This window comes from Polyangium jinanense (assembly GCF_028435265.1).
Lineage (GTDB): Bacteria > Myxococcota_A > Polyangia > Polyangiales > Polyangiaceae > Polyangium > Polyangium jinanense.
This window is the reverse complement of sequence record NZ_JAGTJK010000015.1, coordinates 204851-231263: the sequence shown is the minus strand read 5'-3', so window position 1 is coordinate 231263 and position 26413 is coordinate 204851. Positions and strand designations below refer to the sequence as shown.

Sequence of the window (26413 nt, the reverse complement as noted above, 5' to 3'; positions counted from 1 at the left end):
TAGGTGTCCCGAGCCGCAAGGCTCCTAAAGACCCCTCGTAGACTACGAGGTTGATAGGCCGGGTGTGGAAGCGGAGCAATCCGCGGAGCTAACCGGTACTAATCGGTCGTGCGGCTTGACCATACCTCTAAGGCAACATTGAAGCTCGCGCGCGGAGTTCGGGTGACGAATCCGCGCAGCTTGTAGCTGCAATAGGACGCGACCATGAAGACAACCCCACCGCCACGGGGCCTTCGTGGACACCCAAATTTTCCGGTGGTGATATCGAGGAGGCCACACCCGATCCCATCCCGAACTCGGAAGTTAAGCTCCTTGGAGCCGATGGTACTGCTGGGGCGACTCAGTGGGAGAGTAGGACGCCGCCGGGTCTTTTTCTAAAGCCTGCAAGCATTCGCTTGCAGGCTTTTCTTTTTCAGTACCTCATAGGTGTGCATGGGCGCTGTCCCCTGCATCGTAAGGGTGAAGCTCGCGCGCGGAGTTCGGGTGACGAATCCGCGTAGCTTGAAGCTGCGGTAATGCGCGACCATGAAGACAACCCCACCGTGACGGGGCCTTCATGGACACCCAAATTTTCCGGTGGTGATATCGAGAAGGCCACACCCGATCCCATCCCGAACTCGGAAGTTAAGCTTCTTGGAGCCGATGGTACTGCTGGGGCGACTCAGTGGGAGAGTAGGACGCCGCCGGGTCTTTTCTAAAGCCTGCAAGCGAAAGCTTGCGGGCTTTTCTTTTTCCATCATCCCGCATCCGCCATCGGGCGTCGTCCGCGCGTCCGCTGCGCGGCTGCTGTCGCGATCTCGGACCAGCCAGCCCATCCGCGTCTTCACGCCGCCCGGCGTGGCTCGGACCGCTTCGTCGGTCTGCAGCTCGGCTCGCTGATTTATTTTCCTGCGGACAGGCGTTGCTACCCTAGGCAAGGGTTTCGTGGCTTCACGGCGCGTCAAGCTGGCACTGGCAGGAGGCGCGGTCGCAACGCTGGCGGCCGTCATGTCCTTCGGTCCGATCGTGCGCCACGAGGCCGCGCGGGCCGCGGAACGGTACGGAGCCGTCGTCGCCATCGACGAGGTTCGTCCTTCGCTGCACGGTGTGAAGCTGCGCGGCGTGGAGGTCTCGCTTCCGGAGGTCCCCAGCGCACACGTGCGGTTCGAAACCATCGACGTCGCGCTCGGTTGGAGCGGCAAGAAGATCGCCCTGCAAGGCGGCGATGTGTCCGCTGTGGGGCCGCGTGAGGTCGTGCTCCGCGAGGCCGAGCAGTGGCAGAAGCGGTACCTCGCGAGGTCCTCCGCAGGCGGCGGGGAGAGCTCGAGCTCGGGCGGGACGGACGCCGCGTTCGAAGGGCTGCGAATCGCCTGGCAAGACCGCAGAGACGTACCCACCGAGTCTGTCCGCGCCAGTGACGTGAGTTTCGCCCGCCAGGAGGGCAAGGTCGGGCTGTCGGCGGCCGAGGCGACGATCACCGTGGGTCCCGTGTCCGTGGCCGTGCAGGGCGGGCATCTCACGCTGATCAAGCAGCCGGAAGGCGGGTACCGCGTCGCTGCCCTCTCGGCGCGTTCGCTCGATGCGACCCTGACCCTGCCCACTCCGCTTGAAGAAGCGAAACCCGTCGAAGGCGCGTCCGCGACGGCGAACGAGCCCTCGCCCCGCGGGCCGCGCGATCCGGCTCCCAAGCAAACGAAGACCTCGCCGCGAGGCGCCGCCGTGCGGGCCCAGCTCGTCCGAGGTGCGACCTTGCTCGACACCGTCCTCGAGCAGGGGGCGAAGGTCGAGCTCGACAGCCTTCACGCGCAGGTCCGTCGCGGCCGCGACACACTGAACCTCGGCCCGGGATCCCTCGTGGTGCGCCGAGACGCGGGCCGCATGCTCGTCGAGCTCTCGCCGCGCGCGCACGCTGAAAAGGAAGAACAAGCGCTCACGTTTTCGCTGAGCGTGCCGTTCGGCGAGGCCGGCGGCGAGATCGTCGCCGATGTGAAGGGCGGGCCCCTGTACCTGTCCACGCTGGGCATCCGCGACGGGGATTTCGGCCTCTTCGATGTGGCCAAGACCTCGCTCACGACACGCTCGCACCTCGTCCTCTCCGCCGACGGCAAGCAGCTCCGCGTGGACGGCGACGGGCGCGTGCAAAACCTCTCGCTCCGCAGCGACGCGCTCTCCGACGAGCCGATCGCGGGGCTCGAGCTCGCTTTCCGGCTCCGCGGCGAGACCGCGCTCGACGGCTCGACCCTCCGCGTCGACGAGGGCGAGGTCGATCTCGGCGCCGTCCGCCTGCTCGCGCATGGGCGTTACGATCGCGTGGGTGAGGGCCATCGCGTCCGCGCCGAGTTCGACGTGCCGCTCACGGCTTGTCAGTCGATCCTCGACGCCGCGCCGCGCGGGCTCGTGCCGCGGATCGCGGGCATGCGTATGGCCGGGTCGTTGGCGGTCAAAGGGCATGCACGCTTCGATACGGCGCGGCTCGATCGCGACTTCGATGTCGCGTGGGATCTCTCGAACACGTGCCGGATCACCGAGGTGCCGCCCGAGATCGACGCGGCGCGGTGGCGCAAGCCGTTCCGCCGCTCGGTGCTCGGGCCGGCCGGCGAGCGTGTCGAGATCGAGAGTGGTCCCGGCACGCCCGGCTGGGTGCCCTACAGCGTGATCTCGCGGTTCATGGAGACGGCCGTGCTGACGACCGAGGACAGCGGCTTCCGGCGGCACAGCGGCTTCGACAATGAGGCCATCCGCAACTCCATCCGGGAGAACCTGCGCAAAGGCCGCTTCGTGCGCGGCGCGAGCACGCTCAGCATGCAGCTCGCGAAAAACCTTTACCTCGACCGCGTGAAGAGCCTCTCGCGCAAGCTCCAGGAGGCCGTGCTCACGACCTACCTCGAGCAAGAGCTCACGAAGGAGCAGATCCTCGAGCTCTACCTGAACGTCGTCGAGTTCGGCCCGATGATCTACGGGATCGGCCCGGCCGCGCGGTACTACTTCAACACGTCGGCGGGAGATCTCTCGCTCGGGCAAGCGCTCTACATCTCGTCGATCCTGCCGAACCCGAAGCAGCAGCACTTCGCGATCGGCGGCTCCGTGAGTCCGGGCTGGATGAACTACCTGCGCAAGCTCATGGACGTCGCGCATCGGCGGAAGTGGATCAGCGACGAGGAGCTCGAAGAGGGGATGCGCGAGACCGTGGTCCGCGGGCAGCCCGCGCCGGAGCGCGCCGCCCGTTCGCAAGAGCCCTCGGGGAGCGAGGGGGCGCCGTCGGGCGAGGGCAGCGGTGAGCCGCCGGAGCCGCCGACGCCGCCGGAGGACTAGCGGCCGGGGTCGGCCTTTTCTTTGCGGCGGGGCGCGAAGAAGGCGCGCAGGAGCCCGGCGCACTCGTCCGCGAGGACGCCGCCCGTGACCTCGTAGCGGTGGTTCAGGCGCAGGTCGCGGCCGATCGTGAAGAGCGTGTCGACGGCGCCGGCCTTGGGGTCGGTGCAGCCGTAGACGAGGCGCGAGACGCGGGCGTTGACGAGGGCGCCGGCGCACATGGGGCAGGGCTCGAGCGTCACGTAGACCGTCAGCCCGGCTAGCCGCCAGGCGCCGCGTTGCCTGGCCGCGTCGCGCAGCGCCTCGACCTCCGCGTGCGCGGTCGGGTCCTGGAGCAGCTCGCGTCGGTTGCGCCCACGGCCCACGATGGTGCCCGCCGCGTCCACCAGCACCGCGCCCACGGGGACGTCACCAGAGTTGGCAGCCGCCACGGCCTCCTCGATCGCCGCGCGCATGAACGCCGCGTCGCGCGCGAGGGCCTGCTCGTCGACGGTCGCGAAGGCCGCGAGCGCTGTGGGATTCTCGGAGCTCGTCATCGAACGTCCCATCCGTCAGGCGAGCCGCTCACAAGCGGCGCGAAAGGATGGGGATGGGAGAGGTTTGGCGCGCCCAGGAAGATTCGAACTTCCGACCCCCGGCTTCGTAGGCCGATGCTCTATCCAGCTGAGCTATGGGCGCAATCGTTGAACTGTACCGCGGGATACACGAGTTCCCCCGCGGGTGCGTCGCGTATTGCTGCGCGACAACGAGGTGGGGCGTTTAAAGGGCTCGCGCGGTTCTGTCAAGAAGAAATCGTCCGGCCCTTCGGTAACCCCTGTTTTTCGCGGCGTTTCGCGTGGAGATTTTTGGGCCATCGCTCGGACGTCGGGGCACAAAAAGCAACGCGCGGCGGTCCAGGGGAGCCGCCGCGCGCTTTGTACGCTCGTTCAAGGCCGTTCAAGCGATGTCGAGAGGGAGGCAAAGCCAAGAAGACAGACGATCAAGCCAAGCGTCAGCAAGCCAAGTTTGGTAAGCCAAGCGATCCGCCGGGCGTAGCCCAACACCCGGGGGATAAGCGAAAGCAGCGGCCGAAGCCGGGGCTCTCGAGGACAAGCAGTCGTACGGAGGAAGGTAAGCGGTCATCGCCGGAGCCCGACGATGCAGCGACCTCGACTAGAGCAGCAGCCGTGCCATCGGATCCGGTTTCCCCCGTCCCGCACGCGCTCTCCAAGGAATGCGGGCGTTTCTTCGCGGGTTTCGTGCTGGAACGGGTGACGACGTTCCCGCCGGTCCGGGCATCCGTGTCGTGGTCCCTCGTCAGGGCCGCAAAGTTTGCATACCCGGGTCTCAGCGCGCCCGACCGAAGACGTGGTCCTCGGGCGCCTCGACGTGGCAACGCTCACACAAGGCGAGCCGTCCCCGTTGCTCGACCTGGCCGTCGGCACGTACGACGAGGTACTCCCATTCCCCACCCTGGGCCGGCGCCTGTTTGGCCATGGCGAAGTAGAGGGCGACGTCCGAGCTGCCCGCCGTGTAGAGCGCCTCGACGAGGACCGCGCCGGCGCCGAGCGGGCGCTGCGGGCCGAGCGCCGGATAGGCGGCGGCCTCGTCGTTGGTGAGGACCTCGGCGTCGTGCTCGCCTGACAGGTGCTGCGAGCGCGCGCGCGGCGTGGCCTTGCGGAGCGAGCTCAGCCGGTCGGCGAGCTCCCAGCGCTGTGGCGTCTTGGGGACGCTCGGGGCGGAGGAGGGCAGGCGCGGGGCGGGGCCTTCGGTCGACCAGGCGGACGGGTCGGCGGCAGACGAGCTGCTCGTGTCGGCGGAAGGCGTGCAAGCGGCCGTGAGCGTGGCGAAGAGGGCGAGCGCTCGGCAGGAGCAGCGCATGGCCGCATGCTACACTCGAACGATGCAAAGCGCTGATTCCCGGGCGAAATCCCGCGCTGGACGGTCTCGCGCGCAGGCAGCCGTGCTCCGCGGGTTCCTCGGGATCGGGGTCGTCCTGGCGATGACGATGGCGCCGGCGGAGCAGGCTTCGGCGGAGCATCGAGCCGCGCGGCGCGCCTGGATCGGGGTCGAGCTCGCGCCGGGGCCAGCAGGCAAAGGGGTGCTCGCGAAGCACGTCGTGACGAGCTCGCCCGCGCGCTCGGGCGGCCTCGTCGATGGGGACGTGATCCTCGCGGCGGACGGGGTCGCGCTCGAAAAACCCGAGCAGCTCATCGCGCGTGTGGCGATTGCGGGGCCGGGCGCGACGCTGAAGTTGCAGATCCGACGGGGGACGGCCGAGCGCGAGCATGTGGTGGTGCCGGTCGAGCATCCCGGCGCGGAGGAGGTCCTGCGGCTCGACAAGGTCGGGACGTTCGCGCCGACATGGAAGGCGCTCGAGCAGGTGACGGGCAGCGTACCGGACAACATCGGCAAGCTGCGCGGCCGCGTGGTCGTGCTCGATTTCTGGGCCTCGTGGTGCCAGCCCTGTCGCGCGATCTCCAAGGATCTGACGCGGCTCCACGCGGCGTATGGGGACAAGGGGCTCTCCATCGTGGGGCTCACGGGCGAGTCGAAGTCGATCGCGGAGAAGGCGGCGACGGAGCTCGGGATGCGTTACTCGGTGGCCTCGGATCCCGGCGATGGGACGGCCGTTCTGTACGGGATCCGCTCGCTGCCCACGATGTTCGTGGTCGACAAGAAGGGGATCATCCGCGAGGTCTTCGTGGGATACGGGCCCGGCCAGGGCGCGACGCTGGAGAAGGTCGTCGCGAGCTTGCTCGCCGAGCCCTCACCATCGGGCTGAGCGAACGAGCGTGTTACGCGTCCTCGACGAGCTTCTGTGGGTGCTGCGCCGCGAGGGCCTGCCGGTCTCGACGGCGCAGGCCATCGACGCGGCGCGCGTGGCCGCGCTCGTGGGGTTTTCCGATCGGCAGACGCTGCGCGACGGGCTCGCCGCGGTGATCGCGACGAAGAAGGACGAGCTCGCGCTGTTCCGGGCGTGCTTCGACAGATTTTTCGCGGAGGAACGCGCGCATCTCGGGGATCTGTGGAGCCGGCTCCGGGTGCGAGGGTTTTCCGAGGCCGAGCTCGCCGCGCTGCGGGAGCTTCTTTCGGCCGCGGCGCAGCGGTCGTCGGGGGACGCGGCGGGGATGCTGGCGTTCACCGGGGAGGCGCTCGAGCTCGATCAGCTGCTTGCATCGGCGGGGATCGCGCGCGCGCTCGCGCCGATGACGAGCGCGCTGCAGACCGGGTTTTTCACGCAGGAAGTGAACAAGCGGCTAGGGATCCCGGCGCTCGGGAGTGCGCTCGCGCGGATGCGGGACGCGCTGCGCGAGGCGCTCGGGGAAGAGCGGGGCGCGGAGCTCGCGGCGGCGCTGCGCGAGGAGCTCGACGCGATGAAGCGGCGCGTGCGGACGCACGTGGAAGCATCGCTCGCGCGCAAGCTCGGCGAGGCGGACGAGCAAGCGGCGCGGGCCGTGGATCGGCCGTTTTCGTCGCTGTCGCCCGAGGAGATGGCCGAGGTGCGGAGCGCGCTGCGGAGGCTCGCCGAGCGTCTGCGAGGCGCCGAGCGGGTGCGGATGAAGCGCAGCCGGCGAGGTCGGATCGATCCGCATCGCACGCTCCGCCGCAGCCTGCGCACGGGCGGGATCCCGTTCCGGCCGGCGCGGCGCGTGCGTCGCCGGGACAAGCCGCGGCTCGTGCTGCTTTGCGACGTGTCGGACTCGGTGCGGCTCGCGTCGCGCTTCATGCTGGAGCTCGTCGCGGCGTCGCAGGAGCTCTTCGCGGAGACGCGCTCGTTCGTGTTCGTGAGCGACGTCGGCGAGACGACGGACCTCTTCCGGCGCAAGTCACCCGAAGCGGCGCTCGCGGCGATCGAGAGCGGGCGCGTGGTCGATCGGACGCGTAACTCCAACTACGGCCGGGCGCTCGTCTCCTTCGAGGAGCGGCTTGGGCGTGGCGTGGACCGGCGCACGACCATCGTGGTCTTGGGGGACGGGCGTACGAATTTCCTGCCGGAGGAGGTTTCCGTCGTGGAGCGGCTCGTCCGGTGCGCGGGCTCCGTGATCTGGATCTGCCCCGAGCCGCCTGCGACCTGGGGCACCGGGGACAGCGCGATGCCGCGATATGCGGCCGCCGTGAGCCGTGTCCTCGTGGCCCGGACCGCGCGTGAGCTCGAGGGCGCGGCGAGGGAGCTTTTGGCGCGGCGAAAGTAGCGCTATGCCGCGCGGGACATGTCGCTCGACGATCAAAAGCTCCGTGACCTCGCCGCGCGTGTGGAGCGCGGAGGGGCACCCAAGTACCACGAGAAAAACCTCGAGCAGGGCAAGCTCTTCGCGCGGAAGCGTATCGAGCTCCTGTTCGACGACAGCAGCTTCGTGGAGGACGCCGCGCTGGCGAACGCCGTCGATCCCGAGCTGCCCGCCGACGGCGTGATCACCGGGACGGGGACGATCGGCGGTCGCCTGGTCGCGGTGATGGCGAACGACTCGACGGTGAAGGCCGGGTCGTGGGGTCGCCGCACGGTGGAGAAGATCCTGCGCATCCAGGAGACGGCCGCGCGCCAGCGTTGCCCGCTGTTTTACCTCGTCGACTCGGCGGGCGCGCGCATCACCGACCAGATCGAGATGTTCCCGGGTCGCCGCGGCGCGGGGCGCATCTTCTACAACGAGGTGCAGATGAGCGGGCAGATCCCGCAGATCTGCTTGCTCTTCGGGCCCTCGGCGGCCGGCGGCGCGTACATCCCCGCGTTCTGCGACGTCGTGGTGATGGTCGACAAGAACGCGAGCATGTATCTCGGCTCGCCGCGCATGGCCGAGATGGTCATCGGCGAGAAGGTGACGCTCGAAGAGCTCGGCGGCGCGCGCATGCACTGCTCGGAGTCGGGCTGCGGCGATGTGCTCGTGAAGACCGAGGAGGAGGCGATCGCATGGGCGAAGCGCTACCTCGCGATGATGCCGCAGAACTGCACGGAGACGCCGGCGCTCGTCGCGGCGAAGCCGCCGAAGCCGGGGCAGAAGCCGCTCGAAGAGGTGATCCCCGTCGACGAAAACAAGCCGTTCGACATGATGGCGGTGATCGACGCCGTCATCGACGAGGGCAGCTTCGTCGAGATCAAGAAGCTCTGGGCCAAGGAGATCTTGACGGGCTTCGCGCGCATCGACGGGCGTGTGGTGGGCATCGTCGCGAACCAGCCGAAACACAAGGGCGGCGTGCTCTTCGTCGACTCGGCCGACAAGGCGGCGCGGTTCATCTGGCTCTGCGACGCGTTCAACGTGCCGCTGCTTTACCTCGCCGACGTGCCGGGCTTCATGATCGGCACCGTGGTCGAGAAGCAGGGCATCATCCGCGCGGGCGCGAAGATGATCGCCGCCGTGAGCGAAGCGACGGTGCCGAAGCTCTCGGTCATCGTGCGCAAGGCCTACGGCGCGGGGCTCTACGCGATGTGCGGGCCCGCGTTCGAGCCCGACGCGTGTATCGCGTTGCCGCGCGCGTCGATCGCCGTCATGGGCCCGAGCGCGGCGGTGAACGCTGTTTACTACAACAAGATCCAGGCGGTTCCCGAAGGGCCCGAGCGCGACGCGATGGTGAAGCGGCTGCGCGACGAGTACCGCGAGGACGTGGATCTCGTGAAGCTCGCGAGCGAGATGGTGATCGACGGGATCGTGCCCACGACGGCGCTACGCGACGAGATCGCGCGGCGGTTCTCCCGCTATGCCGGGAAAGTCGAGGAGCGGCCGCGCAAAAAGCACATCGTGCCGCCCGTCTGAGCCATGCGGTAGGATGGGCACGTGCGTGCCCGTCCGCTCCTCGCATTCGCCGCGGCCCTGCCGCTGGTCCTCCTCTCCGCCACGTTCGCCCGCGCCGAGGGCGCGCCTGCACGATCTCTCGTGCGGCTCCTGCACAAGCCCACGAAGGTCCATCCCCTCGCGGATGACTCCGGTCGCGTGGCCGTGAGCGTGGCGCTGCCGCAGGGCAAGGACGCGCGCTCGCTCGGACTTCTGGAAGTCGCGCCGGGCGTGGGCGCGATCCGGCTCGCGCCCGACGAGCTCGACACGTTCGCCGCGGCGAACCCGGATCTCGCGCTCACGGTCTCGCCGCCGCTCATGCCCCTGCTCGACGTGTCGGGGAAGTGGACACGCGTCGACGTGTTCCGCACGGCGACGGGCCTGGGCAAGGGCAACGGCGTGGTCGTCGGGATCATCGACACGGGGCTCGACGTCGCGCATCCGGACTTCCGGACGGCGACCGGCAAGAGCCGCGTCGCGTGGATCCTACAGTCGGGGAGGATGCCGGCAGGCTTGCACCCGGAGATCGAGGAGCGGTTCGGCTGCACCGACCCGAAGCAAACGAAGTGCGCCGTGTTCTCGGGAGCGGATCTCGACGCGATGATGAGCGGGCAATCCAAGCTCGGCCTGCCGCGTGATCCGGAGGGCCACGGGACGCACGTGACGAGCATCGCGGCGGGCAACGGCGGGCTCATGAACGGGAGCACGCCGAAGTACGTGGGGATCGCGCCCGAGGCGACGCTCGTCATCGCGAGCCCTCCGTCGACCAGTGGTTTCGACGAGACGGACCTCCTCAACGCCGCGCGGTTCATCTTCGAGGTGGGCGACGAGCTTGGTCTTCCAACGGTCGTGAACCTCAGCGTCGGCGGGGATTTCGGGCCGCACGACGGCACGAGCCCGATCGAGAAGGGCCTCGCCGAGCTCGTCGGCGACGACAAGCCTGGCCGAGCGATCGTGGTCGCCGCAGGCAACAGCGGAGCCCTGTACGGGCGCGGGGATCGCGGGCCGTTTGGCATCCACACGGAGGTGCGCGTGACACCGGGCGCCGAGGTGCGCGTGCCCATCGCGACGCCCGCGTCGAAGAAAGGAGACGGCTTCGTGTGGATCACGTTCCGGCCCGGCGACGAGGTGAGCGTCGGGCTCGAAGGGCCGGGCGGATCGAGCTGGATTAGGCTCGTCGATCCGGGCGACGAGCTCGGCTATTCGGGCGACGACGAGACGACGGCGGCCGTGATCAACCGCCTCGCGAACAGCAAGAGCCCGATCACGGCGGAGACGAACAGCGCGGTCGTGGCGTTCCACGGCGCGTGGGACGAGGGCGCGTTCACGATCCGGCTCTCGGGCCACGGCGACGCGCAGCTCTGGGTGACGGGGAAAGGCGACGTGTCGTCGGCGGGCGGGGCGGGGCTCGCGTTCGAAAAGGCCGTGCGACAAGGGACGATCGCGATCCCCGCGAGCCACCCGAACCTGCTCGCCGTGGGCTGCACGTTGAACCGGATCGGCTGGGATCCGCTCACCATCGAGCCGATCGAGCTCGTGGCGGCGAACGGGATCGACTGGCAGCCCGACGATGTCTGTTATTTCAGCGCGGCCGGGCCGACGCCGTTCGGCGTGGCGAAGCCCGAGATCAGCGCACCGGGCGGGTTCATCGCGGCCGCGATGAGCCGAGACGCGGACCCGCGTGTCGAAGCGGGGGGCCTCTTCGATGGGGCCGGTTGTCCGAAGGGGGAGCCTTGTTACATCGTCGACCAGACACACGCGATCACCGCGGGCACGTCGATGTCCGCGCCGCACGTGACGGGCGCGGTGGCGCTCCTGTTCGAGCTCGATCGACATCGCAACGGAGGCGTTTCCACGCTGACGCAGGCGCGCGTGACGGAGCTGCTCCAGGTCGGCGCGCGGTGGCCGACGGGGACCGTGCGGCACGAGACGCAGCTCGGCGTGGGCGCGCTCGATCTCGAGGGCGCGCGTCGCGCGTTCGAGGAAGAGCCGGCGTCGTCGGGCCCGCCGAGCATCGAGAAGAGCTGGTGGGTGCTGTCGAGCGCGTACGCGCGGCCAGATGAGACGTGGCCCGTGTGGGGGACGATCGAGCTCCGGCGCGAGGACGGCGAGATCGCGAGCGGGATCGCGGGCACCGAGCTCGAGCTCTCGGTGACGGGTGGGGTCATCGTGCAGCCGATCATGAAGGTGCGGCACGGGCTCTTCCGCTTCGCCGTGGCGGGCGAGCGCGGCAGGGCCGGCTCGAAGATGGTCGTCGACGTGCGTTACGCGGGCCGCTCGATCGAGTCGCCGCGGGAGCTCGCGATCGGGGAGGATGTTTGGAGGTCCAACGGAACGCTCGACGCGACCTCGGGCGGCTGCGCCTGGGCGGAGGAGGCGCGGACGTCGAGCCGGAGCCCGCTCGGGCCTTCGATCGGCGTGGCGCTGGCGGGGATCGGGCTGTGGCGCAGGCGCTCGCGGAAGAGCGAGGGCGCGTCAGCGCGCGCGCAGAGCGACCTCGATCGTACGTAGCGAGACGAGCCGCTCCTCGTTCACGCCGGGAAACGTCGCCCAGATGCTGATCTCGTAGAGCCCGGGTTTTCCCTCGTCGTCGAGGTAGGTCCCGAGGGAGAACGTGCTGCCGAGGAGCGAGAGCACGCCCCGGGGCCGCGGGAACGGCGTCTTGAGGCGGCGCGGCAAGTAGGCCTCGTAGGCCTCGGGAACGAGGTAATCGTTCGTCTGGTTGAGGTTTTCCGCCGCGCGCGGCGCCGGTGTATCGATCCGCGCGATGCCGACGACGGCGAGCTCGGCGGGCTCTCGAAGCTCGCCGCGGATGTCGATGAAGTCGCCCACCGAGACCTTCCGGGGCAGATCTTCGTATGTACCCCAATCATCCACGAACTCCTGCGCCACGCAGGGGATGCGGCTGCCTTCGACCTGCGCCACGCCCACGCCCACCGCCGTGTGCCACCGCGAGAGGATGTTCCGGCGATGGCCGTCGTGCGGGGGCACTTCGTCCATGAACGCGCGCTGGAAGCGAACGAGCCCTTCCGCCATGTAAGGCGCGTCGACCGCGAGCGGCGAGGCGTTCGCATCCACGAAACATCCGACGTTCTCGAAGGCGACATCCTCGCCGCCCGCCTCGGTGTACCGCTGCTCCGGTACCGAGCCGTCCGAGCCCCAGTGCGCCGTGAACCCGCGCGCTGCCATGTCCTCGGCCTGCCGTCGCGCTGCGCGTGCCGCCGTCTCGTCCCAGGGCAGCGCAGCGAGCCCGTGCGCGGCGCGATCCCGGTTGATGAGCTCGAGCATGTAGTGCTCGGCGTCCGCGCGGCTCATCGGTCTGCCGGCGATGGCGCTGCGGATCCCGATCGAGCGCTCGCCCGCCGCACCGTTCGGGTCGTTCGCGGGAGGGCTCCCGCATCCAGCGACGAGGGCCACGAGCGCGAATGCCGATCGGCGGCCGTTCGCCCCTCTGCCCGTTCGTTCGCCTCGGATCGCCACGCGCCTCGTGCCTCAGCATAAGCAATCGCGCGCCGCGTGGTAGCGGCGGGCGCCTCGCTCAGCTAACCCTCGCGCCGAGAGCCCCCGATGCGACCCTCCGACCTTTCCCTCCCGAAGCTCTGCGGCCAGCTCATCGTCGGCGGATTTTCCGGCACGAGCTTGCCCGACGCCTACGCGGTGGCCCTCCGCGCAGGCTTGCGTGGCGGCGCGATCCTGTTCCGGCGCAACGTCCCGGATCTCGCCACGACACACGCGCTCTGCTGCGCGATCCGCGACGCCGCCGGGCCGGACCTTCCGCCGTTCATCGGCGTCGATCAAGAAGGTGGGCGCGTCGCGCGCATGCCGAGCCCGTTCCCGAAGCTGCCGCCGATGCGCTTGCTCGGCGCCGTGGGGGATGCGTCGCTCGCGCGGCGCGCGGGACGGCTGATCGGCGAGGAGCTGCGGGCGACGGGGTTCAACCTCGACTTCGCGCCGGTGCTCGACGTCGATTCGAATCCGGACAATCCGATCATCGGGGATCGCTCGTTCGGGCGCGCCCCGGCCGAGGTCGCGGAGCTCGCGGTGGCCTTCGGGCTCGGCCTGGAGGACGCCTCCGTGCTCTCGTGCGGCAAGCATTTCCCCGGGCACGGCGATACGTCCGTGGACAGCCACGTCGGCTTGCCCATCGTTCATCACGGCAGAGCGCGCCTCGACGCGATCGAGCTCGCGCCGTTCCGCGCCGCTGCCGCCGCGGGGCTCGGCACGTTGATGACGGCGCACGTCGTGGTGACGTCGATCGACGCGAAGGTGCCGGCGACGCTCTCGCGCGCCGTGTGCACGGATCTGCTCCGCGGCGATGTGGGCTTCCGCGGCGTGCTTTTCTCGGACGATCTGGAGATGGCCGCGGTCGCCGCGCAGTACCAGGTCGAGGCGTCGGCCGTCGCGGCCGTGCGGGCGGGCTGCGACGTGCTGCTCATCTGCTCGAACATGGAGTGGCAAGAGCGCGCGCTCGCGGCGCTCGTCGCCGAGGCGGAGCGTGATCACGCGTTCCGCGAGCGTTGCCTGGAGGCCGCGGAGCGCGGGATCGCGGCGCGTTTGAAGATGCCGCCGACGCCCGCGCTCGACGCGGAGGCGCTCGCCTCGCTCGTGGGTCGGCCCGAGTCGGTCGTGCTGTACGACGAGATCACGCGGCGCGCGGCCGAGGCGGGCGTCGCGTGAGCACGCGATCGTTCGTCCTCTTCGCGCGCCGGATCGTGACGTGTGATCCCGCGCGTGCCACCGAGACAGATCCACTCGGCGTGATCGAAGATGGTGGCATCGCCGTCGAGGGCGGCGTGATCGTCGACGTCGGCCCGCGCGAGGACGTGCGCGCGCGCCGCGGCACGCTCCCGGTCGTGTCGGGCGAACCTGCGTCGCTCGTCACGCCGGGCCTCGTCGATGCGCATACGCATGCCCCGTGGGTCGGCTCGCGCGACGCGGAATACGCGCTCCGTCTCGCGGGCGCGGGGTACGAGGCGATCGCCGCGGCGGGCGGCGGGATCGTGGCGAGCATGCGCGCCGTGCGAGCAGCGAGCCCGGATGAGATCGACAGGACGCTCTCCGCGCGGCTTCGGCGCATGGCCTCGCTCGGCGTCACGACCGTCGAGGCGAAGAGCGGTTACGGCCTCGACGAGGCGGGCGAGACGAAGCAGCTCGAAGCCCTCGAACGCGCTGCCGGGCGGCTCGATCTCCCGCGTGTCGTGCCCACCTTCCTCGCGCTCCACGCGATCCCGCCCGAGGCGCGCGCCGATCGCGCGGCGTACATCGAGGCCGTCCGCGAACGCACCTTGCCGGCCATCGCGGCGCGGCGCCTCGCGCGGTTCGTCGACGTGTACGTCGATCGCTCCGCGTTCTCCGTCGACGAAGCCCGCCCTGTTCTTTCGCGCGCGAAGATGCTCGGACTCGGCGTGCGCGTGCACGCGGGGCAGTTCGCCGATGTCGGCGGCGCGGAGCTCGCGGCCGAGCTTGGCGCCGCGTCCGCCGATCACCTCGAGCAGGTGAGCCCCGAGGGCGCGCGGGCCCTCGCCGCGGCCGGCGTGCGCGCCGTGCTCCTGCCCGTTGCGAGCTTCACGCTCCGGCAAGATCCGCCGCCCATCGCGGTCCTCCGGGCCGCGGGCGTCCGGCTCGTCGTGGCGAGCGACGCGAACCCCGGCACGGCGCCCACCGAGAGCCTCCCGCTCGCGCTCGCCCTCGCGGCGCGGATGTATGGCCTCACGGTGCCCGAGGTCATCCTCGGCGCGACCCGCGAAGCCGCGGCCTCGCTCGGGCTCGCCGATGTCGTGGGCGTGGTACGTCCGGACGCACGCGCTGATCTCGTCGCCTGGGATCTCCCGCACGAGAACGCGCTCGTGCAGCCCTGGGGCGTCTCTCGCGCCCTCTTCGTCCTTCGCGACGGCGCGCCGATCGCCGGCGAAACGCCCTTCTCGCCCGGCTGATTCACTCCGTATCGATCGCCACGTGCCCGTCGGCGTCGTCTGTCGCGACCGCCTGCGGATAACCACCTCGGCGCGCGAGCCACCGCCGGAGCTGCGTCCGGTGCATCCCGAGCACGCGCGCCGAGGCCGAGACATTTCCGTTCTCGCGGCGCAGGACCTCCGCGATCCGCTCGTCGGTCGGCTTCGACGAGTTCTGCGGCCCTGTCTCGCCCTCCTCGGCCAGCGCGAGCCCGGCCGAGGCATCGAGATCCCCGGCCTCGACGACCGTCCTGCCCGCCGCGAGCGCGTTCTCCGCGGCCTGCCGCAGCTCGTGCGAGAGCTCGCGGACGTTGCCGGGCCAGACCCGCAGGGCGCAGGCCTCGACGAGCATTGGATGCGGCTCCAGCGCCGCGCCCGCTTTCTGGAGCGTCGCGCGGATCAGCCACGGCATCTCTTCGAGCCGCTCGCGCAGCGGCGGCAGGCGCACCTCGGGGTTGCCGATGCGGTAGTAGAGGTCTTCGCGGAAGCGGCCCTTCGCGGCCTCGGCGCGCAGGTTCTTCAGCGTCGCACCCACCACGTGGATGTCGACCTTCACGGGCCGACTCGCGCCGAGCGGCAGAATCTCGCCCACTTCGAGCAGGCGCAAGAGCTTCGGCTGCACGCCGGGCTCGAGCTCCGCGATCTCGTCGAGGAAGAGCGTGCCTCCGTGCGCGGCCTGCGCGTAGCCCTCGGCGTCGGCCGTCGCGCCCGAGTACGCGCCTTTGCGCGCGCCGAAGAGCAAGCGCTCGGCGACGCCCGCGGGGATGGTCGCGCAGTTGACGGCGACGAACGGGCTGCTCGTGCGGGGCGAGGCCGCGTGGAAATGGCGCGCCGCGAGCTCCTTGCCCGACCCGCTCTCGCCCGTGACGAGCAGCGTGCTGCCCAGCGTGGCCGATCGGGCCACCCGCGCGAGCGCGTCGGCGAGGCGCGGGCCCACGATCATCTCCCCGCGCGTCGTGACCGTGCCTTGCTGGTACGGCCGCACATCGGCCACGAACGTGAAGAGCGTCCGGCCGATGCGGAGCAGGCGGGGCGTGTCGAACGTCGCCGTCTCCTGCACGCGTGTGCCGTCCACGTAGGTGCCGTTGCGGCTCTTGAGGTCTGTCACGACGAACCGCCCGTTCTCGTGCGCGACGCGCACGTGGCGCCGCGAGAGGCGGTCGTCGTCGAGCAGGGCGTCATGCGTGGGCCGGCCGAGCTCGATCCCGCGCGTCAGGGCGAGCGGCACGAACTGCGGGGCCTTGCACGAGAAGATCCCGACGAGGCCGGGGATAGGCTCGCCCGTGGGCACGAGCGGCTCCCCCTGCTCCTCGATGGTCTCGTGAACCAACTGCCTCATGACAGCCGGAAGCATACGGCTGCGAAGGGGGCTTTTATAGGGCGGAGAAGGGGTTTACCCCCGAGCGTCGACGGGGGTTTGGGGGCGTAGCTCGGCTTGTCCGAGCGAGAGCCCCCAAGCATCGGAATGCCGATCAGAGCGAGGCGAACGCGTCGGTGGGGATGTCGAGCGGCGAGCGATCCTCGCGGCCGAGGATCTCGGCGTGGGAGCGCACCTCGGGCAGGACGTGGCGCGCGTAGTAGGCGGCCGCGTGGCGCTTGCCCTCGTAGAAGGCGCGGGCCTGCGCGGACGACTCGTCGTTCGGCAGCGACGCGGCCTTCTCCGCGGCGAGCACCGCGCCTTCGAGCAAGAGCCAACCCACGGCGACGGCGCTCATCATCTCGAGGAAGCGGTTCGCGGCGAGCGGCACCATTGCCATGCGGCCCGTCTGGAACCACGTGAGCATCCGCATCGCCGTTCCCGCGAGCGCTTCCTGCGCGGCGCCGAGCTCCGCGAGGTAGGGCCCGACCGTCGGATGGCCCTGGTTCTTTTGGACGAACGCGGCCACGTCGCCGAGGAACTCCTGCAGGTTTTGCCCGCCGCGCTGGGCGAGTTTGCGGCCCACGAGATCCATCGCCTGGATGTGGTTCGTCCCCTCGTAAATCGAGAAGATCTTCGCGTCGCGGCAGTACTGCTCGACCGGGTAGTCCTTGATGTACCCGGCGCCGCCGTACGTCTGGATCGCCATCTCGCAGACGCGGAAGGCCTGGTCCGAGCCGTACGCCTTCACGAGCGGCACGAGCAGATCGACCTGGCCCTGGTGGTACTGGGCTTTCTGATCGTCCGAGCCCTGGTGCACGTGCACCTGGTCCTGGTGCAGCGCGAGCTTCACGATGAGCGCGCGGATGCCCTCCACCTTCGCCTTCATCTCGAGCAGCATCCGCCGCACGTCCGCGTGCTCGACGATCGCCACGCGCGGCGCCGTCGGATCCTTCCAGTGGTCGATCGACGGGCCCTGCTTGCGATCACGCGCGTAGTCGAGCGCGTTCAGGAAGGCGCTCGACGCGACGGCCACGCCCTGCACGCCGACGGCGATGCGCGCGCCGTTCATCATCTTGAACATCTGCGCCATGCCGTGGTTCTCGACCTCGCCCACGAGCTCGCCGATACACCCGTCGTTCTCGCCGAAGTTGAGCACGCACGTCGCCGAGCCGTTGATGCCCATCTTGTGCTCGATGCTGCCGACGGCGACGTCGTTCGAGCCCTCGATCGTGCCGTCGTCCTTCACGCGGAGGCGCGGCACGATGAAGAGCGACAGGCCCTTCGTGCCGGGCGGCGCGCCTTCCACGCGCGCGAGCACGAGGTGCACGATGTTGTCGGCCATGTCGTGATCGCCGCCGGAGATGAAGATCTTCGTGCCGCGGATCTGGTAGCGGCCATCGGCGAGCTTCTTCGCGGTCGTACGTGACGAACCCACGTCCGAGCCCGCGTGCGGCTCCGTGAGGCACATCGTCCCGCCCCACTGGCCTCCGTAGAGGCGCGGCAAAAACAGCGACTTCTGCTGCGCCGTCCCGAAGAGCTGGATCACCTCGGCCGCGCCGTGCGCGAGGCCGGGGTACATGTTGAACGCCGTGTTCGCGCCCGAGAGCAGCTCCTCGACGAGCGCGAAGAGCGCGTGCGGCGCGCCCTGGCCGCCCCAGTCGGGGTTCACCGAGACGTTCTTCCAGCCCGCCTCGTAGAGCTTCGTCCACGCCTCCTTGAAGCCCTCCGGCGTATAGACACGCCCGCCTTCGAGGCGACACCCGGACTTGTCACCCACCGCGTTCAGCGGCCCGAGCACCTCGCACGCGAACTTGTACGTCTCGTCCAGCACCATCGAGGCCTCGTCGACCCCCCAGTTCTCGAACGGTGCCTGTCCGAGGATGTCCCCCAGACGGAATTGCTCGAAGAGCAAAAACTTCATTTCGCGGAGGTCGGCTCGATAGCGATTCTGGCTTGCTTGAGGGTTCGACACGGGGGCCTCCTCGGGGGCGCGTTTTCTTCGCCGATGAACTCGGCAGTCGCGCGCAGCGAACGGTCGATCGGCTCGTGTCCGCGTAGCATGTCAATGCGTTGCGTCAATCTTCTTCGTGCACGAAACATCATGCTGCGAAAAGATTTCCGGAAAGGCACGCTTTGCGATCGTCCCGACATACCATTGCAGCGGTCGAGCTCGTTCGGTCAAGCACCGGCGTCGGCCTGCGCGGGGAGCGAAAGGACGAAGCGCGCGCCGCCCTGGTGGCTCCGATCGAGCCATACGTCGCCGCCGAGGTTTCGCGCGATGCCACGCGCGATGGCGAGGCCAAGCCCGGCGCCGGGGCGGTCGTCGCTGCGGTCCCTCGTGCCGCGGTAAAACGGCTCGAAGATGTGGGGCTCGTCCTCCTTTGCGACGCCGGGGCCGCGGTCGATCACGGCGATTTCCACGGAGGCGTCGCGGCGCATGATCGTGGTGAGGACAGGCGCCTCCGCGGGGCCATGAGCGACCGCATTGTCGACGAGGTTCCGGAGCGCGCGGATGATCTCGCTTCGATCCCCGCGGACGAGCAGCGGCGCGGTGGTCGGGTTCTCCGGGGCCTGTTCGAGCGATACGCGCCGCGCTTCCGCCGGTCCGCGCGCGAGGCGGAGCGCTTCGGAGACGACCTCGGCGACGGTCACGACCTCGGAAGCGAGCGAGCGCGGAGCCTGTACGCGCGCGAGCGTGAGGAGATCCTCGGAGAGGCGCGAGAGGGCTTCGACGTCGACGAGGGCTTCCTCGATGGTGTGCTGGTAGCCGGCGGCGTCGCGGGGCCTGCGCAGCGCGAGCTGGAGCTCGCCGCGCAGCGTGGAGAGCGGGGAGCGTAGCTCGTGCGCGGCGTGCGAGACGAAGAGGCGCTGCGCGGCGACGAGCGCGCCGAGGTACTCGATCATGTGGTCGAGATCGGCCGCGAGCGCGCGCGTCTCGGCGCTGCCGTGGGCGCCGTCGGCGACGCGCGCTTCGAGGTTGCCGCGCTCGACCTCGCGCGCCACGCGGGCGATCGCGTGCACGTCACCCGCGAGGCGGCCGCCGAGCCAGCGGGAGAAGAGCGCGGTCGCGACGGTCGCCGAGAGGAACAGCACGCCGAGGGTGCGGTGCAGAAAGCTCGCGTCCTCGTCGACGGTCCGGCGCGAGGCGGCGTAGAGCAGCGCGGCGCCCCCGTTTCCGACGGGCACGGTGACGCCGCGGAGGGCCTTGCCGTTCACGCCGAGATCGACCGGCACGCCTTCCGTGGGCAACGCCGCCGAAGCCCCGAGGCTTTCGAAGCTCGGCACCTCGCTACCGAAGTTCATCGTCGCCGAGAGGAGCGCGCCGCGCTCGTCGTAGACCGCGATGTAGCGCTGGGTCGGGCGCAGGCTCTCGGGCACCTCGGCGACGCCGTCGAGCACCGTGGGCCTCCCCGGGTTTTTCGCGTCCGTGATCTGCGCGAGCGCGTGCGCCTGCGCGACGAGGGCGAGGTCGAGATCGCGCGTCTCGTCGCGGCGCACGAGGACGTAGACCGTGAGGAACGAGGTGAGCAGCGTCGCGGCGCTGACGACCGTGACGGCGAGGCTCAAGCGGTTCTTGAGCTTCATGAACCGCTCAGCGCGAGGCGGTAGCCGATCCCGCGCACCGTCTCGATGAGGGAGGCGTTCGGGCCGAGCTTCTCGCGGATGTTCTTCACGTGCACCTCGACCACGTTCGAGCCGGGATCGAAGCTCGTCTCCCACACCTTCGCGAGCAGCTCCGTTCGCGGCACGACGCGGCCCGCCTCGCGCGCGAGGTAGGCGACGAGCGCGAACTCGCGCGGCGTGAGATCGATCCTGCGCCCGTCCACCGTGGCGCGGCGATCGGCGCGATCGACGACGAGCGGGCCCACGCGGAGGACCGCGTCGACGAGGGAGGCGCGGCGCCCACGCGCGCGGACGCGAGCGAGCAATTCGCCGAGATCGAAGGGTTTGGCCAGGTAATCGTCAGCGCCAGCGTCGAGGCCGGCGATTCGCTCGGGGACCTCGGCGCGCGCCGTGAGCATGAGGATCGGGACCTGGCAGCCCCTCTGCCGCACGGTGCGACAAACCGAGAGCCCGTCCATCTCGGGCAGCATCCAGTCGAGGATCACGAGATCGTACGAGAGCGCCTGGATCTGCTGGATCGCCGTGGCGCCGTCGGCGACCACGTCGACGGCGTAGCCCTCTTCGCTGAGCGCCCGCGACAGGAAGCTCGCGAGCTTCTTGTTGTCCTCCACGACGAGGATTTTCATCGAAGTACGAGCTTAGCCTGGAGCCACGCGAGCGCCGTTCGTGGGCGCGCCGGGTTTCGCCTCGATCCCGCGGTTTTCCAGCGGCGACGCGTGCAGGCGCATGAAGACTTCTTCATCTGCGCTTCATCTTCCGCCTCGAGCGCGCGATCCGGCTGAAGGAATCTTCATCGGCCGTTCATGCTCGGCCGAGCCGAGGGCCTTAGACGGTACGCCGATGAGCATGGCCCATCGGAAACCCTGGCTCTGCGCGGCGCTTGCGCTCGCCGCGTGTTTGCCTTTCGCCTCCGCCGCGGAGGCTGCGAGCGCGCCGGAGAAGGGCGCGCTTCGTCCCAGCGCCGAGCTCGATCTCGGATCGCTGGAGGCGCTCGTGCGCGCTCGTGCGCGAGGCGTGGAGAGCGCGGCGCTCGAGGTGGATCTCGCCGCGGCCGAGGTGAAGAAGGCGCAGACCTTGCCGAACCCCACGCTCGAGGCGAGCTGGGGGACGATCCCGATTGGCCCGACGAACCCCGCGGGGCTTTCGTCGCCGATGACGCAGGTGCCGAATTACGGCGTCTCCCTCGCGTACACATTTCCGATCGGAAAGCGCGGGCCGCTGCAGGATCGGGCGCAGGCGCTCGAACGTGCGGCGCGGGCCGGGCTCTCCGCGGACGTGCGCGCGCGGGCACTCTCGCTCGCGCGGACGCTCGGCTTCCTCGCGGCCACGACGATGCGGCTCGAAGGCTTGCGGCGCATGGCCGACGAGGGGCGCAAGCAGGCCGAGCTCGGCGCGGCGCGCCTCGCGGCGGATTTCGCGTCGGGGCTCGAGGTCGAGCGGCTGAAGGTGGAAGCGAGTCGCCTGGAGCAGGACGTTCGATCGGCCGAGGCCGAGGTGAGCGCGGCGGTTGCCGACTGCACGGCGACGCTCGGCGCGCCCTGCGAGCCTTTTGCAGATGCGGACGAGGCGCGCCGCTTCCTCGCGCGCTGGATCGAGCGTGCGGGGTCTGTCGGTCGTGTCGAGGACCGGCCCGACGTGCGGGCGCTCGCGGCGTATGGCGAGGCCGCGTCCGCGGAGGCGCGGTGGGCACGGGCGCAGGCGATCCCCGATCCCACGGTGCGTGTCGGCTACCTGCGTGATCAGTTCGTGATCTCGGGCAACCAGGTGAACAGCCTGAACCTGAGCGTGAGCATCCCGCTGCCGATCTTCGATCGCGGGCAGGCCGAGCTCGCGGCCGCGGAGGCGAAGCGCGCGCGTATGTCGGCCGAGCGGCAGAAGACCCTGGACACGAGCTGCTCGCGCCTGCCCGTGCTCGAGCAGCGGCTCTCCGCGCAGAAGAAGCGCCAGCGCTCGCTGTCGGAGGAAATTCTGCCGCGCGCGGAGGGGACGCTGAAGGAACTCGCGCGCGCCGCGGAAGGACGGCTCTTGCCGCTCACGGACGTGATCCAGGCCCGGCGCACGGTGAGCGAGCTCGTCGTCGCCGAGGCCCAGAGCTTTGCGGAAGCCTTCGATGCGGCGCTCGAGATCGCCGCCGAGCTTGGAAGGACAAACGAGGACCCACGATGAACCGATCCGCACGAAGCCCCCGACGAACCCTCTCTGCCTTCGCGCTCGTGCTGCTTTGGGCGGCGGGCGTCTCATGCCACGGGAGTCCGCAGGAGAAGGCACGACCGCCGTTCTCGGCCGCCGAGGACGTCGTGAAGCTCGATCCGGCCGCGCCGGGGCCGATGAAGTTCGCGACCACGGAGGCCGCCGCGGGTGAGCCGTTGCCGCTGCCGCCGGTGACGGCGCGCGTCTCCACGGTGGAGAGCCTGACGGCGCCGAGTTTCGCGCCGCTCGCCGGGCGCGTGGTGACGGTCAACGTGCGGCTCGGCGATCGCGTGGCGGAGGGCGATCGGCTGATCGAGGTGCGGACCGCGGATCTGCCGACGCTCCAGCACGAGCGGCGCGCCGCGGAGCTCGCGATCAAGACGCGCAAGGCCGTCGTCGAGCGGATCGAGAAGCTCGTCGAGGTGCGCGCCGCGTCGCAGAACGAGCTGACGGTCGCGCAGAGCGAGCTCGACGAGGCGAAGCTCGCGGCGCAGGCGGCAGCCGAGAAGATCCGCAGCCTGTCGATCAAGACGGCCGGCGCCACGTCGTACTGGGTGCTCGCGAATCGGGCCGGGACCGTGGTGCAGCTCGACGCGACGCCGGGCAAGCAGGTCGGGCCGGACGGGGACAAACCCATCGCCACGGTTGCCGATCTCGGCGACGTGCTGGTGCTCGCTGACGTCGCGCAGCGGGACGCGTCCGCGCTCACGCCGGGGCGCACGGCCGAGATCCGCTTCCCGGACGGCGCGGAGACCGGGATCTCCGGGACCATCGAGTCCGTGTCGGACGTGGTCGATCCAGAACGACAAACCGTGCCCGTGCGCGTGCGCGTGAAGAACGATCGAAAGCTGCTGCGGCCGAACGCCTTCGTGAGCGTGCTCTTCAAGCCGCCCGGCGAGGCGCAGGTCGTGGGGGTCCCGGCCTCGGCGATCGTGAGCGACGGGGCGCGGTCGATCGTGTTCGTGGAGACCACGCCGGGCACGTTTCAGCGGCGCGCGGTGGAGGTCGGGCGCCAATCGAAGGAGCGCGCGGAGGTCCTCTCCGGCGTTCGTCCCGGCGAGCGCGTGGTGAGCAGCGGCGCGCTCCTCTTGCTCAACGCGCTCGATGTCGAGGGATAAGCCATGTTCGAGAACATCGTGGCCGCGGCGCTCCGTCATCGCGGCGCCGTCCTGCTCGTCACCTTGATCGTGGCCGCGTTCGGGAGCTGGGCGTTCTCGGGGGTCACCATCGAGGCGTTCCCCGATCCGACCGACACCCAGGTCAACGTCATCACGCTCTACGCCGGGCAACCCGCGGAGGAGATGGAGCGCCAAGTCTCCGTTCCGATCGAGCGCGCCGTCAACGGCACGCCGGGGCTCGTGCGGGTCCGCGCGATCAACCTCTTCGGTTTGTCCTTCGTGACCCTCACGTTCGGCGACGGCATCGATCCGATCTTCGCCCGCGCGCAGACGACGGAGCGGCTCCGCAACGCCGAGCTGCCCGAGGGCGTGCGGCCTGAGCTCGGCTCGCTCTCCACGCCGATCGGCGAGATCTATCGGTACACGCTGTCGTCGGACAAACGCGACCCGCTCGAACTGCGCACACTGCAGGACTGGGTGGTGCGCCCGCGCCTGCTCCGCGTGCAGGGCGTGGCCGACGTCGTGAGTTACGGCGGCCTCGTGCGCGAGATCCAGGTCCACCCGGATCCCGGGGCGATGGCGGCCAAGGGCATCGGGATGAGCGAGCTCGTGGGTGCGCTCGAGGCCTCGTCGGAGAACGCGTCCGGCGGCATCGTGGAGCGGGGCGCCGAGGCGCTGGTCATCCGTAGCGAGGGCCTGTTCTCCGGCGCCGCGGACATCGGCCGGATCGCGGTGGCGACCCGTGGCGGCACGCCGATCTACCTCTCGGATCTCGCCAGCGTGCAGGAGGGATGGACGCCGCGGCAGGGCATCGTGGGGCGCGCGGACGATCCGGACGTGGTCGAGGGCATCATCCTCATGCGGCGCGGGGAGAACCCGAGCGAGGTGCTCTCCGCGGTACGAGCGAAGATCGACGAGCTGAACGGCAAGGTCCTGCCGCGCGGCGTGAAGATCTGGACCTTCTACGACCGCACGGAGCTCGTGTCGAAGACCCTCGAGACCGTGGCGAGAAACCTCGCCGAGGGCGCCGTGCTCGTCGTGCTCGTGCTCTTCGTGGTGCTGCTCGACCTGCGCGCGGCGCTGATCGTGGCGAGCGTGATCCCGATGTCCCTGCTCTCGGCCTTCATCTACCTGAAGGCGCGGGGCATGAGCGCGAACCTCATCTCCATGGGCGCGGTGGACTTCGGGATCATCGTCGACGGCGCGGTGGTGATCGTCGAGTCGATCGTGCACCGCATGTCGCACCACGCGCCCTCCGAGCCGCCCTCGGGCGCGCGCGAGCGCATCGAGCGGGCCGTCGGCGACGTGGTTCGTCCGACCGTGTTCTCGCTCCTGATCATCATCGCGGCGTACCTGCCGATCTTCCTCCTGCAACGTGTCGAGGGCCGGATCTTCGCGCCGCTCGCGCACACGGTGGTCGCGGCGCTCGTGGGCAGCTTGATCTTCTCGATCACGCTCGTGCCCGTGCTGGCGACGTTTGCGTACCGCAAACCGAGGCCACACCGCGAGTCGCCCGTGCTGCGCTGGGCGGCGCGGGTGTACGTGCCCACGCTGCGCGCGTCCTTGCGGCGACCGCTCGCGGTCCTGCTCCTCGCGACGGCCTCGCTCGGCGCGAGCGGGGTCCTGCTCGCCCGGCGTGGGAGCGAGTTCTTGCCCGAGCTCAACGAGGGCGCGCTTTACCTGACGTTCACTTTGCCCTCCAACGTTTCGCTCAGCGAGGGTCGCAGGCTCGCGCCGATCATCGCCCGGATCGTCGACGCGTTCCCGGAGGTCGAGGCGCGCGTGAGCCAGCTCGGCCGGCCCGAGGACGGCACCGATCCGACGATGTCGAACAACCTCGAGATGTTCGTGAAGCTCAAGCCCGCGGTGGAGTGGGGGCCGGACGCGCCCACGCTCGGCGCCCTCATCGCCAAGATGCAGGCCTCGCTCTCGGTCGTCCCCGGGCTCGAGGTGAACTTCTCGCAGCCCATCCGCGACAACGTGAACGAGAACATCTCGGGGCAGTTCGGGCAGGTGGCGCTGAAGATCTACGGCGACGATATGCCCAGGCTCCAGGAGGCCGCGGAAAACGCGAAACGCGCGCTCGCCGACGTGCCGGGCATCGCCGATCTCGGCATCGTCAAGAGCGGCGAGGTCCCGCAGGTCCGCATCCGGCCGAGCCGTGAGGCGCTCGGGCGATACGGTTTGTCGATGGAGGACGTGCAGGGCTTCGTGTCGACGGCGCTCGGGGGGCGCGCGGTCGGCAAGCTCTGGGAGGGCGATCGATCCTTCGACGTCGTGATCCGCTTCCCCGAGGCCTCGCGGGATTCGCTCGAGCAGATCGAGAACCTGCGCGTGCCGACGTCCTCGGGCGCGCTCGTGCCCCTCTCCTCGCTCGGCGAGATCGGCGTGGATTACGGGCGCGCCTCGATCAACCGCGAGAACGGGCAGCGCTACATCGGCGTGCGCATGAACGTGCGCGGGCGGGATCTCGGGTCGTTCGTGGACGACGCGCGCAAGGTAGTGGAGACGAAGGTGCCGCTCGAGAGCGGGATGAGCGTCGAGTGGGGAGGGGAGTTCGAATCGAAGGAGCGCGCGATGCGCAGGCTCGCGCTCGTCCTGCCCGTGGCGCTCCTGATCACGCTGGGGCTCCTGTTCAACGCCTTCCGATCGATGCCACTCGCGGTCCTCGTGCTGCTCAACGTGCCGTTCGCGCTCGTGGGCGGGGCCGTCGCGCTCTGGGCCTGCGACATGCCGCTCTCGATCGCGGCGGCCGTCGGGTTCATCGCGCTCGTGGGGCAGGCCTCGCTGAACGGCGTGCTCGTGCTCTCGGCGATCGTCGAGCGCAGGGCGCAGGGCCTCGGCCTCGACGAGGCGGTGATGGAGGGGGCGAAGGATCGCCTGCGGGCGGTGCTGATGACGGCGGCGCTCGCGGCGCTCGGGCTCTTGCCGGCGGCCGTGTCGAAGGCGATGGGCGCGGAGACGCAACGGCCGATCGCGGTCGTCATCGTGGGCGGCACCGTGTCGGCCGCGCTGCTCTCGCTCGTGGTCCTGCCCGTGATGTACAGGCTCGCCGTCGAGCTCTCCGACCGGGCGCGTCGCGCGTTTGCCTTGCGCCCGGCGCCCGTGGAGGCCTCCGGCGACGCCGAGTAGCCG

The 26413-nt window shown here is 70.1% G+C and carries 17 protein-coding genes, 1 tRNA gene and 3 rRNA genes; 13 read left to right on the top strand and 8 right to left on the bottom strand.

Going from position 1 to position 26413, the window contains the following annotated elements; translation table 11 throughout:
• The 4 genes from KEG38_RS26330 to KEG38_RS26315 form a co-directional block, all read left to right on the top strand.
• Positions 1-123: ribosomal RNA gene (locus tag KEG38_RS26330) — 23S ribosomal RNA — on the top strand; the annotation flags it as partial.
• 128 nt (positions 124-251) lie between these two features.
• Positions 252-368 (top strand): 5S ribosomal RNA (gene rrf, locus KEG38_RS26325).
• A 204-nt stretch (positions 369-572) separates the two neighbouring features.
• Positions 573-689: ribosomal RNA gene (gene rrf, locus KEG38_RS26320) — 5S ribosomal RNA — on the top strand.
• 298 nt (positions 690-987) lie between these two features.
• Entirely contained in the window at positions 988-3291 is a 2304-nt protein-coding gene (locus tag KEG38_RS26315) for a biosynthetic peptidoglycan transglycosylase (protein WP_272422662.1), read from the top strand.
• Here the strand turns inward: KEG38_RS26315 and tadA are convergent.
• From tadA to KEG38_RS26300, 3 genes are all read right to left on the bottom strand, one after another.
• A complete protein-coding gene (gene tadA / locus KEG38_RS26310; RefSeq protein WP_272422661.1) occupies positions 3288-3824 on the bottom strand; it encodes a tRNA adenosine(34) deaminase TadA in 537 nt (178 codons plus the stop codon). The two genes, KEG38_RS26315 and tadA, sit on opposite strands and share 4 nt — an antisense overlap.
• Before the next feature lie 65 nt (positions 3825-3889).
• A tRNA-Arg gene (locus KEG38_RS26305) sits at positions 3890-3966 on the bottom strand.
• 648 nt (positions 3967-4614) lie between these two features.
• A complete protein-coding gene (locus KEG38_RS26300; protein ID WP_272422660.1) occupies positions 4615-5148 on the bottom strand; it encodes a hypothetical protein in 534 nt (177 codons plus the stop codon).
• An 82-nt stretch (positions 5149-5230) separates the two neighbouring features.
• Here KEG38_RS26300 and KEG38_RS26295 point away from each other — a divergent pair, with 82 nt between their 5' ends.
• Genes KEG38_RS26295 through KEG38_RS26280 form a run of 4 tightly spaced genes read left to right on the top strand, consistent with a single transcriptional unit; the run spans position 5231 to position 11546 of the window.
• On the top strand, positions 5231-6052 hold the full coding sequence (locus KEG38_RS26295) for a redoxin domain-containing protein (protein WP_272422659.1): 822 nt from the start codon (positions 5231-5233) through the stop codon (positions 6050-6052).
• 10 nt (positions 6053-6062) lie between these two features.
• Positions 6063-7463 carry a VWA domain-containing protein gene (locus KEG38_RS26290; protein WP_272422658.1) on the top strand — a complete coding sequence of 467 codons (1401 nt, stop codon included), beginning with the start codon at positions 6063-6065 and terminating at the stop codon, positions 7461-7463.
• Between the two features lie 18 nt (positions 7464-7481).
• Positions 7482-9017: an acyl-CoA carboxylase subunit beta gene (locus tag KEG38_RS26285; protein ID WP_272422657.1), complete on the top strand. Its 1536-nt coding sequence runs from the start codon at positions 7482-7484 to the stop codon at positions 9015-9017.
• A gap of 21 nt (positions 9018-9038) precedes the next feature.
• A complete protein-coding gene (locus KEG38_RS26280) occupies positions 9039-11546 on the top strand; it encodes a S8 family serine peptidase (RefSeq protein ID WP_272422656.1) in 2508 nt (835 codons plus the stop codon).
• Here the strand turns inward: KEG38_RS26280 and KEG38_RS26275 are convergent.
• Positions 11511-12515, bottom strand: coding sequence for a CAP domain-containing protein (locus KEG38_RS26275; RefSeq protein WP_272422655.1), 1005 nt, complete (start codon positions 12513-12515; stop codon positions 11511-11513). The two genes, KEG38_RS26280 and KEG38_RS26275, sit on opposite strands and share 36 nt — an antisense overlap.
• Before the next feature lie 87 nt (positions 12516-12602).
• Between KEG38_RS26275 and nagZ the strand changes: the two genes are divergently transcribed.
• Entirely contained in the window at positions 12603-13712 is a 1110-nt protein-coding gene (gene nagZ / locus KEG38_RS26270; protein ID WP_272422654.1) for a beta-N-acetylhexosaminidase, read from the top strand.
• Positions 13709-14968 (top strand): imidazolonepropionase, encoded by a 1260-nt coding sequence (gene hutI / locus KEG38_RS26265; RefSeq protein WP_272422653.1) that lies wholly within the window; start codon positions 13709-13711, stop codon positions 14966-14968. Before nagZ ends, hutI begins: the two co-directional genes overlap by 4 nt.
• 1 nt (position 14969) lies before the next feature.
• Here the strand turns inward: hutI and KEG38_RS26260 are convergent, their stop codons facing one another.
• From KEG38_RS26260 to KEG38_RS26245, 4 genes are all read right to left on the bottom strand, one after another.
• The gene (locus tag KEG38_RS26260; RefSeq protein WP_272422652.1) at positions 14970-16325 is read right to left on the bottom strand and encodes an FHA and sigma-54 interaction domain-containing protein; all 1356 of its coding nucleotides are present in this window, start codon (positions 16323-16325) and stop codon (positions 14970-14972) included.
• 133 nt (positions 16326-16458) lie between these two features.
• Positions 16459-18318 (bottom strand): acyl-CoA dehydrogenase, encoded by a 1860-nt coding sequence (locus tag KEG38_RS26255; protein ID WP_272422651.1) that lies wholly within the window; start codon positions 18316-18318, stop codon positions 16459-16461.
• 206 nt (positions 18319-18524) lie between these two features.
• Positions 18525-19931 (bottom strand): sensor histidine kinase, encoded by a 1407-nt coding sequence (locus tag KEG38_RS26250; RefSeq protein ID WP_272422650.1) that lies wholly within the window; start codon positions 19929-19931, stop codon positions 18525-18527.
• The gene (locus KEG38_RS26245; RefSeq protein WP_272422649.1) at positions 19928-20596 is read right to left on the bottom strand and encodes a response regulator transcription factor; all 669 of its coding nucleotides are present in this window, start codon (positions 20594-20596) and stop codon (positions 19928-19930) included. Before KEG38_RS26245 ends, KEG38_RS26250 begins: the two co-directional genes overlap by 4 nt.
• Positions 20597-20816: 220 nt before the next feature.
• Here KEG38_RS26245 and KEG38_RS26240 point away from each other — a divergent pair, with 220 nt between their 5' ends.
• From KEG38_RS26240 to KEG38_RS26230, 3 genes are read left to right on the top strand one after another with little or no spacing between them, the layout of a single operon-like run.
• On the top strand, positions 20817-22136 hold the full coding sequence (locus tag KEG38_RS26240) for a TolC family protein (protein WP_272422648.1): 1320 nt from the start codon (positions 20817-20819) through the stop codon (positions 22134-22136).
• Positions 22133-23278: an efflux RND transporter periplasmic adaptor subunit gene (locus KEG38_RS26235; protein ID WP_272422647.1), complete on the top strand. Its 1146-nt coding sequence runs from the start codon at positions 22133-22135 to the stop codon at positions 23276-23278. The genes KEG38_RS26240 and KEG38_RS26235 overlap by 4 nt, the downstream gene beginning before the upstream one ends.
• A 3-nt stretch (positions 23279-23281) precedes the next feature.
• The gene (locus tag KEG38_RS26230; protein ID WP_272422646.1) at positions 23282-26410 is read left to right on the top strand and encodes an efflux RND transporter permease subunit; all 3129 of its coding nucleotides are present in this window, start codon (positions 23282-23284) and stop codon (positions 26408-26410) included.
• Positions 26411-26413 lie beyond the last annotated feature (3 nt).

Excerpts from the sequence above, each read along its gene's own strand:
- KEG38_RS26315 (WP_272422662.1), top strand. The coding sequence starts at position 988 with ATGTCCTTCGGTCCGATCGTGCGCCACGAGGCCGCGCGGGCCGCGGAA.
- tadA (WP_272422661.1), bottom strand. The coding sequence starts at position 3,824 with ATGACGAGCTCCGAGAATCCCACAGCGCTCGCGGCCTTCGCGACCGTC.
- KEG38_RS26300 (WP_272422660.1), bottom strand. The coding sequence starts at position 5,148 with ATGCGCTGCTCCTGCCGAGCGCTCGCCCTCTTCGCCACGCTCACGGCC.
- KEG38_RS26285 (WP_272422657.1), top strand. The coding sequence starts at position 7,482 with ATGTCGCTCGACGATCAAAAGCTCCGTGACCTCGCCGCGCGTGTGGAG.
- nagZ (WP_272422654.1), top strand. The coding sequence starts at position 12,603 with ATGCGACCCTCCGACCTTTCCCTCCCGAAGCTCTGCGGCCAGCTCATC.
- KEG38_RS26260 (WP_272422652.1), bottom strand. The coding sequence starts at position 16,325 with ATGAGGCAGTTGGTTCACGAGACCATCGAGGAGCAGGGGGAGCCGCTC.
- KEG38_RS26250 (WP_272422650.1), bottom strand. The coding sequence starts at position 19,931 with ATGAAGCTCAAGAACCGCTTGAGCCTCGCCGTCACGGTCGTCAGCGCC.
- KEG38_RS26245 (WP_272422649.1), bottom strand. The coding sequence starts at position 20,596 with ATGAAAATCCTCGTCGTGGAGGACAACAAGAAGCTCGCGAGCTTCCTG.
- KEG38_RS26240 (WP_272422648.1), top strand. The coding sequence starts at position 20,817 with ATGGCCCATCGGAAACCCTGGCTCTGCGCGGCGCTTGCGCTCGCCGCG.
- KEG38_RS26235 (WP_272422647.1), top strand. The coding sequence starts at position 22,133 with ATGAACCGATCCGCACGAAGCCCCCGACGAACCCTCTCTGCCTTCGCG.
- KEG38_RS26230 (WP_272422646.1), top strand. The coding sequence starts at position 23,282 with ATGTTCGAGAACATCGTGGCCGCGGCGCTCCGTCATCGCGGCGCCGTC.